Origin of the sequence: Pseudomonas sp. NBRC 111140 (genome assembly GCF_001320885.1) — a bacterium.
GTDB classification, from domain to species: domain Bacteria; phylum Pseudomonadota; class Gammaproteobacteria; order Pseudomonadales; family Pseudomonadaceae; genus Aquipseudomonas; species Aquipseudomonas putida_P.
On the sequence record NZ_BCBQ01000042.1, the window covers coordinates 15,849 to 28,288 of the forward strand.

At 63.7% G+C, this 12,440-nt stretch carries 10 protein-coding genes; 6 read left to right on the top strand and 4 right to left on the bottom strand.

What is annotated here, in order from left to right; translation table 11 throughout:
- Nucleotides 1-15 precede the first annotated feature (15 nt).
- From APH42_RS15255 to APH42_RS15270, 4 genes are all read left to right on the top strand, one after another.
- A complete protein-coding gene (locus tag APH42_RS15255) occupies nucleotides 16-1,266 on the top strand; it encodes an OprD family porin (protein ID WP_012272318.1) in 1,251 nt (416 codons plus the stop codon).
- 74 nt (nucleotides 1,267-1,340) lie between these two features.
- A complete protein-coding gene (locus tag APH42_RS15260) occupies nucleotides 1,341-2,399 on the top strand; it encodes a metal-dependent hydrolase (RefSeq protein ID WP_060493658.1) in 1,059 nt (352 codons plus the stop codon).
- Between the two features lie 69 nt (nucleotides 2,400-2,468).
- A complete protein-coding gene (locus APH42_RS15265) occupies nucleotides 2,469-3,380 on the top strand; it encodes a LysR family transcriptional regulator (protein ID WP_060493659.1) in 912 nt (303 codons plus the stop codon).
- A gap of 100 nt (nucleotides 3,381-3,480) precedes the next feature.
- On the top strand, nucleotides 3,481-4,461 hold the full coding sequence (locus APH42_RS15270) for an LLM class flavin-dependent oxidoreductase (protein ID WP_060493660.1): 981 nt from the start codon (nucleotides 3,481-3,483) through the stop codon (nucleotides 4,459-4,461).
- A gap of 134 nt (nucleotides 4,462-4,595) precedes the next feature.
- Here the strand turns inward: APH42_RS15270 and APH42_RS15275 are convergent, their stop codons facing one another.
- The 4 genes from APH42_RS15275 to APH42_RS15290 all read right to left on the bottom strand — a co-directional run bounded on the left by APH42_RS15275 (nucleotide 4,596) and on the right by APH42_RS15290 (nucleotide 9,907).
- A complete protein-coding gene (locus tag APH42_RS15275; protein WP_060493661.1) occupies nucleotides 4,596-5,693 on the bottom strand; it encodes an alkene reductase in 1,098 nt (365 codons plus the stop codon).
- 95 nt (nucleotides 5,694-5,788) lie between these two features.
- On the bottom strand, nucleotides 5,789-6,799 hold the full coding sequence (locus APH42_RS15280; protein WP_060493662.1) for an aldo/keto reductase: 1,011 nt from the start codon (nucleotides 6,797-6,799) through the stop codon (nucleotides 5,789-5,791).
- 72 nt (nucleotides 6,800-6,871) lie between these two features.
- A complete protein-coding gene (locus APH42_RS15285) occupies nucleotides 6,872-8,392 on the bottom strand; it encodes an FAD-dependent oxidoreductase (RefSeq protein WP_060493663.1) in 1,521 nt (506 codons plus the stop codon).
- 186 nt (nucleotides 8,393-8,578) lie between these two features.
- Nucleotides 8,579-9,907, bottom strand: coding sequence for an MFS transporter (locus tag APH42_RS15290; RefSeq protein WP_012272311.1), 1,329 nt, complete (start codon nucleotides 9,905-9,907; stop codon nucleotides 8,579-8,581).
- A gap of 163 nt (nucleotides 9,908-10,070) precedes the next feature.
- Here APH42_RS15290 and APH42_RS15295 point away from each other — a divergent pair, with 163 nt between their 5' ends.
- A complete protein-coding gene (locus tag APH42_RS15295; RefSeq protein WP_012272310.1) occupies nucleotides 10,071-11,168 on the top strand; it encodes a sugar diacid recognition domain-containing protein in 1,098 nt (365 codons plus the stop codon).
- A gap of 125 nt (nucleotides 11,169-11,293) precedes the next feature.
- The gene (locus APH42_RS15300; protein WP_060493664.1) at nucleotides 11,294-12,439 is read left to right on the top strand and encodes a glycerate kinase; all 1,146 of its coding nucleotides are present in this window, start codon (nucleotides 11,294-11,296) and stop codon (nucleotides 12,437-12,439) included.
- Nucleotide 12,440: the final 1 nt, after the last annotated feature.

Sequence of the window (12,440 nt, forward strand, 5' to 3'; positions counted from 1 at the left end):
CAAGAGAGCTTCGGAATGAATCACACCCCTTGCGTTGCCCTGGGCCTGACGTTGCTCAGCCAGCCACTGCTGGCTGCCGAAGGCGGCTTCTTCGAGGACTCGAAGGCCACCTTGAGTGCCCGTAACTACTACTTCAGCCGCGATTTCTCCGACATCGTCGGGGCCAACAAGCAGTCCAAAGCCGAGGAGTGGGCCCAGGGCTTCATCCTCGACTTCAAGAGCGGCTACACCCCAGGCACGGTCGGCTTTGGCGTGGATGCCCTGGGCCTGCTTGGCATCAAGCTCGACAGCAGCCCCGACCGGGCCAACACTGGCCTGCTGCCGGTGCATGGCGATGGCCGCGCGGCCGACGAGTACAGCCGCCTGGCACCCACCTTCAAGGCACGGCTATCAAAAACCGAGCTGCGTATAGGCGAGCTGCAACCGAACCTGCCGGTGCTGACCTTCAGTGATATTCGCCTGCTGCCACCGACCTACCAGGGCGCCAGTTTGAGTTCGTCGGAAATCGACGGGCTGACCCTGCAGGCCGGTCACTTGAAAAGCACCCACCTGCGCAACGAGGGCGGCGATGGCAAGATGAACGCGATGCTCGGCCATGTGCCGATGCGCCAGGCTGAGAGTGATGCGTTCAACTACGTGGGTGGCGACTACGCCTTCAATGCCAACCAGAGCAGTGTCAGCCTGTGGTACGGGCAACTCGAAGACATCTACGAGCAGGGCTTCGTCGGCCTGAAGCACAGCAAGCCAGTGGGCGACTGGGTACTCAGCGCCAACCTGGGGTACTTCACTGCACGCGAGGATGGCGATGCTTTGCTGGGCAATATCGACAACCAGGCCTTCTTCTCGATGTTCACCGCCCGGCATGGCGGCCACAGTTTCCATGTGGGTTACCAGGGCATTTATGGCGACAGCCCGTTCCCACGGGTATTCGCCAACATTTCGCCGCTGGGTAACGAGGTGCCGACCTATGAGTTTGCCTATACCGACGAACGCTCGTACCAAGTGCGTTACGACTACAACTTCGCCGCCATGGGCGTACCGGGGCTGACGGCGACCGTTCGCTACATAACGGGTAACAATGTCGATACCGGGCTGGGTTACGAAGGGCGTGATCGCGAGCGTGACCTGGATATTGGCTATGCGGTGCAGAGCGGGGTGCTGAAGGGGCTGGGGATTCGGGTGCGCAATGCCATGGCGCGGTCCAACTACCGCAGCGACATCGACGAAAACCGCCTGACGCTGGTGTACACATGGCAACTGTTCTAAGCCATCCTGGGGAATTGCGCATCAGGGGTGTATGCAGGTAGCTTCCGAATACGACTCTTTCAGGAATGCCAACCTTGGACTCCATCACCCAAGCCGTACTGGGCGCGGCCCTGCAAGGGACCGTGCTCGGGCGCATTCAGGGCCGCCGCTCGCTGCTGTATGGCGCCGCACTGGGTACGCTGCCAGACCTGGATGTGATCATTCGCTACGCCGACCCGGTGTCGCAGATGACTTACCATCGCGGCTTCTCCCACTCGCTGTTGGTGCTCACCGGGCTGGCCTTGCTGTTGGCCTGGCTGGTCAACAAATGCTGGCCTGGCAAGGGTTATACCTTGCCCAGGCTTTTTCTGGCGTTTTGGCTGGTGTTGGTCACCCACCCGGTACTCGATGCCTTCACGGTCTACGGCACGCAGTTGTTCTGGCCTTTGCAGACCACGCCGCAAAGCTGGGCGGCGGTGTTCATCATCGACCCGGTCTATACCTTGCCGCTGCTGGCTGGGGTGATATACGCCATCATCAAAGGGATGACCGGCAAGGCTACCCGCCTGCTGACCCTGGCATTGGCATTGAGCACCTGCTACCTGGGTTTCGGCCTGGCCGGGCGCATGGCGGCCGAGCAGCGCTTCCAGGCGGCGCTCGACCAGCAAGGTATCGTCGCGAACGAGGTACGTGCCGTGCCGATCGCATTCAACAGTTTGGTCTGGCGGGTACTGGCCAAGACGCCGAATGGCGATTACTACGAAGGCATCAGCAGCGGGTTCGACCGGCAAGTGCCTGAAATGCAGCGTTTGCCGCGCAACCTGGCGCTGGCGCAAGCATTGAAGAACGATCCTTTGCACCAGCGTTTGCGTTGGTTCACCGATGACTGGTTGCGGTACGACCAGATAGGCGACGCGCTGGTGGTCACCGACCTGCGCATGGGCATCCCCGGGAACTACACCTTCCGTTTCAACATGGCGCACCGTGATCACCAAGGGCACTGGGTGGTCGATGTACCTTCGCAGTGGAAAGGCAGCGGGCCTGGTTCGATGCTTGATGGTGATGATCTGCTGCTCATCTGGCGGCGCATTGTCTATCAGCAACCACCCCTGCCGCTGGCCAGCTGGACAGACCGCTACCTTGAAGGTCGATAGGGGCCAGCACCTTGTATTGGCTGGAATTGCACCCATCTAAGGCGGTCTCATCAGCGTCAGGATAACACCATGGAACCCAACCGCTTCGGCGACATCGCCGCCTTCGTCAGCGCCGCGAAGGCTGGCAGCTTCACCGCCGCCGCTGCCAGCCTGGGCCTGACCCGTTCAGCGGTGGGCAAGAGCATCGCGCGCCTGGAAGCACGCATGGCGGTACGCCTGCTCAATCGCACCACGCGCAAACTGAGCCTCACCGATGAAGGCCTGGTGGCGTTCGAGCGCTGGCGGCAGATTCTGGATGACCTGGACGAAGTTGAAAGCACCATGGCCCAGCGCCGTGGCAAACCCACCGGCACCCTGCGCCTGACCGCGCCGCTGTCGCTCGGCCAGCGCCATGTACTGCCGATTCTCGACCAGTACCTCAAGCAATGGCCCGAACTGCGTGCGGACATCCGTTTTACCGACCGTTTCGTCGACCTGGTGGAGGAGGGCGTGGACGTCGCCGTGCGCATAGGTGCCCCCAAGGAGGACTCGCAGTTGCTGACTCGCACGGTGGCCTGGCAGCAGTTCGTGACCTGCGCATCGCCTGCTTATCTGGAAAAACGCGGCGTACCTCAAGTACCCGGTGACCTCTACGGCCACGACAAGATTGCCTTCCTCGCGGGCGAAAAGGCCATGCCCTGGCGCTTTCACACCGAAGCCGGCCTGCACCTGTGCGAAGACCCCGGGCGGCTGAACATAGACAGTTCCGAGGCCATGCTCGACGGCGCCCGGGCCGGTTTCGGGCTGATTCACCTGCCCACCTACATCACCGGCGACGACCTGCGCGCCGGCACCCTGGTGGAAGTACTGCATGGCTACCGGCCACCGGCAGACCCGATTCGCATCGTGTACCCGAGCAAACGCCACTTGTCCCCTCGGGTACGCGGCTTCATCGACTTGCTGGTGGCCAGCTGGGAACCGGGCGTGCCCTGGGAACACTGATTGGGGAATGACAGGCCCCTATGCCGGGCCTGAAGCTGGGTTTATCGCTGGCGGCGGAGCATAGAAACTGTCAGCCACTGATAATCCCACTGGAGACCCCATGACTGCACTGTCCGTACTGGATCTGGTCATGATCGGCGAAGGCAAGACCTTCGCCGACGCGATCGAAGAATCCCGCCAGCTGGCGCGGCATGTCGAGCAACAGCACTACAGCCGTTACTGGATCGCCGAACACCATGACATGCCGGGCATCGGCTCGGCTGCCACTTCGCTGGTGATCAACGAAATTGCCAATGCCACCCAACACATCCGTGTCGGTGCCGGTGGCATCATGCTGCCCAACCATGCACCGTTGGTGGTGGCCGAGCAGTTCGGCACCCTCGATACCTTGCACCCAGGCCGCATCGACCTGGGCCTGGGCCGTGCGCCAGGTACTTCCGGGCCGACCGTGCGCGCCTTGCGCGGTGCCGCGCCGGAGCGTGATTTCAGCCAGGACATCGCCGAGCTGCGGGATTACCTGGCCGACAATGGTAAACGCCGAGTGCGTGGTGTGCCCGGCAGCCACGATGTGCCGGTGTGGATCCTTGGTTCCAGCCTGTTTGGCGCCGACCTGGCGGCCAGGCTGGGCCTGCCCTATGCCTTCGCCTCGCACTTTGCCCCACGTTACCTGCTGCAGGCGATTGCCCATTACCGGGCCAACTTCCAGCCTTCCGAGCAACTCGCCAAACCCTATGTGATGGTGGGCATGAACCTGTTCGCCGCCGCCAGCGATGCCGAGGCGGACTACCTGGCCAGCTCGCACCGCAAGTGGATGCTGGACCTGCACGTCGGGCGCTTGGGCTTGTTGCCCAAACCGCAGGAGGGCTATGTCGAACGCCTGCCTGAGCATGAGCGTGCGGTACTTGAACAGGTCATGGCCTGTACGGTGGCCGGTGGGCCACAGCGGGTACGGGAAGGGCTGCGCTCGCTGATCGAGCAGACCGATGCGGACGAGCTGATGATCGACTGCCGCATCCATGACCCGCTGGCGCGGCAGCGCTCGCATGCCTATGCAGCGCAGGCGCTGGCTGAACTGGCCTGAATCGCGCTGGAGCATTCGCGGGTAAACCCGCTGCCACAGGTACTGCACAGGTCCATTGTGGGAGCGGGTTCACCCGCGAAGAGGTCGGCACAGGGAACAAAAAACGGGAGCCCTCATGAGCTCCCGTTACTGCATCAAGCCTGCTTCAGGAACGGGTAATCCGTATACCCCTCAGCCCCATTGGCATAATCGAACTGCGCCCTGTGCTCATTCAACGGCGCCTGCACCCGCAGCCGCTCCACCAGGTCCGGGTTGGCAATGTAGCTGCGCCCAAACGCCACGGCATCGATCAAGCCGCGGGCGATCAGGTCTTCACCTTTCTCGGCGGTGTAGGCACCTGCTGCGATGATCACCCCTGGGTAGGCCGCGCGTATCGCCTGGCGGAATTCGTCACGCAGCGGCTTGCCGCCAGCCCAGTCCGGCTCGGACAGGTGCAGGTAGGCAAGGTTGCGCTTGGCCAGCTCGCGGATCAGATACAGACCAGCGGCTTCCTGGTCTTCGCCATTGTCCACGCCATTGAAGCCACCCAGCGGGAATACACGGATACCCACACGTTCGGCGCTCCAGCTGGCAATGGCTGCGTCCACCGCTTCAAGCACGATGCGTGCACGGTTTTCGACACTGCCGCCGTAGCGGTCTTCGCGCTGGTTGGCGCTTGGCGTCAGGAACTGATGCAACAGATAACCGTGCGCAGCGTGCAACTCGATGAAATCGAAGCCAGCCGCGCGGGCATTGACCGCTGCCTGACCGAAGTCGGCAACGATCTCGGCGATTTCCGCTTCGCCGAGCGCCCGTGGCGCCGAGGTTTCCACGCGCATCAGGTTGCCTTGCTCGTCACGCAGGGTCGTACGCGCACCGGCCGGCAGCGCCGATGGCGCCACCGGCGCTTCGCCGCCAGGTTGCAGCGAGGTGTGCGACACCCGCCCGGTGTGCCACACCTGAACGGCGCTGTGGCCGCCATCAGCATGAATACCTTGGTTGATGTGCTGCCAGGCAGCGATCTGTTCGGCGCTGTGAATGCCGGGCGAGCCGGAATAGCCCTTGGCCTGGAAGGAGATCTGCGTGGCCTCGGTGATGATCAACCCGGCGCTGGCGCGCTGGCGGTAGTACTCGGCCATCAGCGCGGTGGGTACGTCGCCCGGTTCCAGGCTGCGCAGCCGGGTGAGGGGGGCCATGAACACACGGTTGGGCAAGGTGAGTGGGCCGATTTGCAGCGGTTGCAAGAGTTTCATTGCAGCTCCAGAGGTGAAAAACCAATGGTGCGCACGATACCGAGGTGATTGGGGAAAGGGGGGACCGGGAGCCCGGCGTTGGGCTCCCCAATGGCTCAGCTACGCGCCATCCGCCCGCTCACATAATGGGCCACATCATTGAACCCCGGTGTCGACGCATGCCCAGGCGTCACCAGTGAATCGATGAAGGCTTCATCCTCTGCGGTTATCTTCACCGCCAGTGCGCCGCCGTAGGTCTCCCACTGCTCTTCGGTACGTGGCCCGACAATCGCAGAGCTCACCAGTTGGTTGTTCAACACCCAGGCAATGGCGAACTCGACAATGCCAACACCCTTGGCCTCGACATACGTTTGAATCTGCCGGGCAATGGCCAACGACTCCTGGCGCCATTCCACTTCCATGATGCGTTTGTCCTGCCGCCCTGCACGGCTCCCGGCGTCCGGTACGGCGCCCGGCGCATACTTGCCACTGAGCACGCCTCGGGCCAGCGGGCTGAAAGGCACTACGCCAAGGCCATGGGCCGCTGCGGCGGTGAGTTGCTCGGGCTCGGCCTGGCGGTTGACGATGTTGTACAGCGGCTGGCTGACCACCGGCTTGGGTATACCCAGGCGCTCGGCAATGTGGCAAACCTCGGCAATGCGCCAACCACGGAAGTTGGACACGCCCCAGTAACGGATCTTGCCCTGGCGCAGCAAGTCGCCAACGGCCTGCACGGTCTCTTCCAGCGGCACCTTGTGGTCTTCGCGGTGCAGGTAGTAAATGTCGAGGTAATCCATGCCCATGCGGGTCAGCGTGGCCTCCAGGGCATTGAAGATGTGCTTGCGCGACAGCCCGCTGCGGTTGGGCAGGCCGTCGGCCGGGCCGAAGCCGACCTTGCTGGCGACGATCCAGTCGTGGCGATGGCGCGCCACGGCTTCACCGACGATTTCTTCCGAGCGCCCAGCGTTGTACACATCGGCGGTATCGATGAAATTGATGCCCTGGTCCCAGGCCTTGTCGATGATGCGCAAGGCGTCCTCGGTGCTGGTCTGCTCGCCGAACATCATGCTGCCCAGGGTAAGGGCGGAAACCTGCAGGCCACTGTGGCCGAGTGGGCGGTAGATCATGCGCGGGGGTCCTTTTGCAGTCGGCTGATCCACCTGTTTTACACACAACCGGGACGCATTGAAAGGCGGCCTTCAGCCAATCAGCTGCAATGCCTCCTGCAGGCTCAATGGCCGCTTCATGCGTTGCGACAGCGCCGCCATGGCATCGGAGTAACCCTTGGCGATCACGGCCTCGACCCGTTCATCCACACACTGCAGGGCAATGAAATCGCCGTTCTCGGGCTCACCGACGAACTCGATCCGGTTCCAGTCCTGGGCATGGCCGAGTACTTCATAGGTGCGGCCGTGCTGGTAAGTCCAGAAGAACGGCACATCGGCATAGCGGCGTTGTTCGCCAAGCATGTTGGCGGCAGCGATCACCCCATGTTGCTGGGCCAGGCGCCAGTGCTCGATACGCACTGGCCGGCCACTGAACGGAAAGGTGGCGATATCACCTGCAGCCCACAGCCCATCGGCAGCGCGCATTTCTGCATCGACTCTCACGGATTTGTCCTCGGTCAGCGGCACACCTTGAAGGAAGCCAGTGGCCGGTTTGACGCCAGTCCCCAGCAGCACCAGGGGTGTCTGCAGCCGTTCACCGTTGGCCAACTGCACGGCTTCGACGCTGCCCTGGCCCTCGATGCGTTGAACGTCAGTGGGGCCGTGGAAAGTGACACCTTTGCGTTCATGCAGCTCACGGATGCTGCGGCCGATACGTTCACCCAACTGCCGGGCCAGTGGGGCTTCATGGCGAGTGACCACGTGTACTTGTACGCCATATTTGCGCAATGCCGAGGCGGCTTCGAGGCCGATAAAGCCGTCACCGACGATCACCACGGGTTGGCCAGGCTCGGCAGCGTCCAGCAACTGGGCGGCATCCTCCCGAGAGCGAAGGGTGAACACCCCGGGCAGATCAACACCGGCAATGTCTGGGCGCAGGGCTTTGGCGCCGGTTGCCAGCAGGCAGGCGTCATAGTCGATCTGCTGGCCATCGGCGAGCGTAAGTTGGCGTTTCTGGCTGTTCAGTGTGCGCACCTTGCCATGCTTGCGCTCCAGATGGCCCTTGCGCAGGGCGTCGGCTTCGAACAGTGCGGGCACCTCATCGGGCGCCATCTGCCCGGCAATCACGAATTTGCTCAAGGCCGTGCGGTCGTAGGCTGGCTGGCGTTCTTGATCGACCCACACCAGACGGCCAGCGAAGCCATGGGCCAGCAGGGTGGCGACCGCAGCGCTGCCGGCGGCACCGGCACCGACCACCACGAAACAGCGAGCATCGCTGTGCCTGGGCGGCTCGATCACTGGCAGTGGTTGGTCATCGACCCAAATTACATCGTCCTTGACCCAAGCCTTGTAGCGTCGCAGGTCGGCCAGCGCAGGGGGTTCACAAACAACCCCGTCGTCTACGGCGAAAGCCGCTTTGTGCCAGGGGCAGACCAGCAGACCGCCGCAAACCACGCCTTCATCCAGAGGGGCACCTGCATGGGGGCAATTGCCCTGGTAGGCATGCACCTGATCGCCCTGGCGGATGAGGATGAGTTCTTCGTTGCCGGCCTGTACGCGCAGGGGGCGGTGTTCGTCGAGCTGGGCCAGGCGGGCCACGGCGTGCTGGGTCATGGGGCTACTCCAAAGGGGCCTTTGGAACCATTTGACGCCTGGGATGAGGAGGAAATGCGTTGAGCTGACGATCGGTGGACAATCCGGCCTGGGCGGGCCTCGTCGCGGGTAGGCCCAACCCCACAGGATCACCTCAGTCTTTGAGGTTGTGGTATCCCTGTGGGGCCGGGTTTACCCGCCAATGCCTCAATTGGCCCGTGCAGTATTCAACGCACCCGCGCGGGTAACGCGCAAGGCCACCAGGCTACCCAGCACGATCAGCGCCGCCAGCGAATACAGCGCGGCGTCGGTGGAGCCGGTCTGGTCCTTGATGAAGCCCACCAGGTAAGGGCTGAGGAAGCCGGCCATCTGGCCCACCGAGTTGATCAACGCCAGGCCCGCGACCGCTGCACCGGCACTGAGTAACGCGGTTGGCATTGGCCAGAACATCGGCAGGCCGGTTAGCGCGCCCATGGTGGCGATCGACAGGCCAAGAATGGCGATGGTGGGGTTAGCCGCAAAGTTCACCGCAATCAACAGGCCGACGGCACCCATCAGCATCGGCACCACAAGGTGCCAGCGGCGTTCGTTGCGCAGGTCTGCCGAGCGCCCGCAAAGGATCATGAACACACCGGCCAGCAGGTACGGGATGGCACTGAGCCAGCCGATCAGCAGCGGGTTGTCGAAGCCCATGCCCTTGATGATCGATGGCAGCCAGAAGTTGATCGCGTACACGCCGCTCTGGATACAGAAGTAGACGAAGCCAAAGGTCCAGATCAGCGGGTTGGTCAACACCGCCAGCACGCTGTCACCGGTGGTGGTCGGCTTGCTGGCGGCATCGGCCTCCAGGTCGGCGGCGATCAGTTGGCGTTCGCTCGGGCTCAGCCAGGTGGCTTTCTGGTAGCCGTCACTGAGCAGGAACACCGCCAGTACGCCCAGTGCAACAGTTGGCAAGCCCTGGATCAGGAACATCCACTGCCAGCCGGCCAGGCCGTGCTGGCCGGCGGCGAAGTGCTCGAGAATCCAGCCGGAGAACGGCCCGCCGAGCAGGCCCGACACCGGGATCGCCGACATGAACAGGGCCATGATGCGCCCGCGTCGGGCCGCCGGGAACCAGCGCGAGAGGTACAGCACCACACCCGGGAAGAAGCCGGCTTCGGCGGCACCGGTGAGCAGGCGCAGGGTGTAGAACTCGGTTGGGGTGGTGACGAACAGCAGGCAGGTGGAGAGGCTGCCCCAGGCGATCATCATCAGCGCGATCCAGCGCCGTGGGCCAAAGCGGTTGAGCGCCAGGTTGCTCGGCAAACCGCACAAGACGTAGCCGATGAAGAAGATGCCAGCGCCAAGGCCGTACACCGTTTCGCTGAACTTAAGGGCGTCGAGCATCTGCAGCTTGGCAAAGCCGACGTTGACGCGGTCCAGGTAGTTGAACAGGTAGCAGATGAAAATGAACGGAATCAGCCGCAGGGTGATGCGCCGGTACAGCGCGTTGCGGGTGGTGTCCGTGCCTTGGTCAGGGGCGGGGCTGTGTGCCATGATCGGGTTCTCTGTTGTTATGGTTTTCGCCGCGTCGCCTGTTCCGGCGCTCGCCCTGACGAGTCTCGGGGACTGCGGCTAGCCTGTCTTTGTGCTTTTGCACAGTGCTCGGCCCAAGCTGCTGTGCCCGAGCCCAAAAGCCTAACACCTAAAGGACCACGCAATGTTCGAGCTCGACCATGACCTGGCGCAGGATATCGTTGACCGGGCGATGGCCATCCTGCCGTGCAACGTCAATGTCATGGACAGCCAGGGCCTGATCCTGGGCAGTGGCGAACCGGAACGCATCAACACCCGTCACGAGGGGGCACAGCTGGTGTTGGCCAACGGCCGGATCGTCGAGCTGGATACCGACGCAGCCAAATGCCTGAAGGGCGTGCAGCCGGGGGTCAACCTGCCGTTGATGCTCGATGGCCGGCTGATGGGCGTGCTGGGCCTGACCGGTGACCCGCAACAGGTGCGCACCTATGGCGAACTGGTACGCATGACCGCCGAAATGCTGCTGGCCCAGCGCAATCTACAGGCAGACCAACAGTGGCGAAGGCAGCGCTGTGACGACCTGCTGGCGCTGTTGCTGGGCGGCAGCGGTGACTCCCCGCGCTTGCTTGACGAAGCCCGCCAACTTGGCCTGAAACCCCAGCTACCGCGGGTGCCGTGCCTGTTTGAAATTGCCTCGGGGTCAACGGCCGAGGCGCTGGCCGCGTGGTTGACGAGCCGATACCCGGATAGCTGGTGCGTAAGCCCGGCGCGCCAGTCGTTGTTGTGGTGCCGCCCGGCAGGAGTAGCACTGGATGAGCTGCGCCTGCTGGAGCGCCTGCAACGCCATGGCTGGGAGGTCGAACGGCTGGCCCTGGGCAGTGTTGCTCAGAGCCTGGAGCAGGTACGTCGGGGTTACCGCCGGGTACGTGACCTGTTGGCCTATGGCCGCGAGGTATTGCCCACCCAACGCTTGCTTAGCCTGCAGCGTTACCGGCTGCCGGCACTGCTGTGGCGCCACCGCAACGATGACGCACTGGATGAGTTGCTGGAGCCGCTACAGCGTATTCGCAGCAAGGACGGCAGTGGCCAGTTGCTCACCACCCTACGCGCCTGGTGTGCCCATGACGGCCAGAGCCAGGCCTGTGCCGATGCCCTGGGCATTCACCGCAACAGCCTGCGCTACCGCCTGGAGCGAATTGCCGAACTGGGCGAGGTCGACCCGTTGCGTATGGAAGGGATGCTTAGCTTGTACCTGGGGCTACAGCTGTTGCCGGCAGACTGAAGCGCAGGCAGGGTGCGTCACGAAGGCATCCGCCCAAACAACCTGCCCGGCGTTTTGTGCATTTGACCGAGGCGACCCAAGCGGGCACCTGTCAGCATGCCGCTCATCAGGACAGGAGAAACCCCATGAAGATCGTCATTGCCCCCGACTCGTTCAAGGACAGCCTCGACGCTGCAGGTGTCGCCCGCGCCATCGCTGCGGGCCTTGGCCAAGTGTGGCCGGACGCTGAACGGGTCGAGTGCCCGATGGCCGACGGCGGCGAAGGCACCATGGAGGCGATCCTTGCTGCCAGCCATGGCGAACTTCGCCGTCAGGCCGTGCGCGGGCCACTGGGGCACTGCGTCGAGGCCGGTTGGGGCTGGTTGCCACAAAGTCGCACGGCGATCATCGAGATGGCCCAGGCCAGTGGCCTGCAATTGGTGCCAACCGGCCAGCGCGATGCATGCCGCAGCAGCACCTGGGGCACCGGCGAGCTGATCGCAGCGGCCCTGGCCGCTGGCGCGCAGCGGGTGGTGCTGGCCATCGGCGGCAGCGCCACCAATGACGCCGGCAGTGGCATGTTGCGCGCGCTTGGCCTGCGCCTGCTGGATGCCGACGGCCATGCGCTGGAGGAGGGCGGCCTGGCCCTGGCCAAGTTGGCACGTATCGATGCCAGCGACCTCGATCCGCGCTTGGCCGAGGTGCAATTTGAAGTGGCCGCAGACGTCGACAACCCGCTGTGCGGCGTCAACGGGGCATCGGCGATCTTCGGCCCGCAGAAGGGTGCCAGCGCGCAGCAGGTGCAGGCGCTGGACCTGGCACTGGGGCATTTTGCCGACCATTGTGCACGGCTGCTGGGGGAAGATGTACGTGACTATCCGGGTTGCGGCGCCGCAGGTGGCATGGGTTTCGCTGCGCGGGCCTTCATGGGCGCGCAGTTCCGCCCAGGCGTGGAGGTGGTGGCCGAGCTGGCCGGCCTCGATGCGCTGGTACAGGGCGCGGACCTGGTGGTAACCGGCGAAGGCCGTTTCGATGCGCAGACGCTGCGCGGCAAAACCCCTATGGGGGTGGCTCGAGTGGCCAAGCGCCATGGCGTGCCGGTGGTGGTACTGGCCGGGACCTTGGGTGAGGGCTATCAGCAGTTGTATGCCCATGGGGTGGATGCTGCATTTGCCCTGGCCAGCGGGCCGATGAGCCTGGAACAGGCGTGTGCCAATGCGGCTGAATTGTTGCAGGCTCGGGCTTGCGACATTGGGCGGCTGTGGCGTAGCGCGACCCAAGGCCACGCTTAGA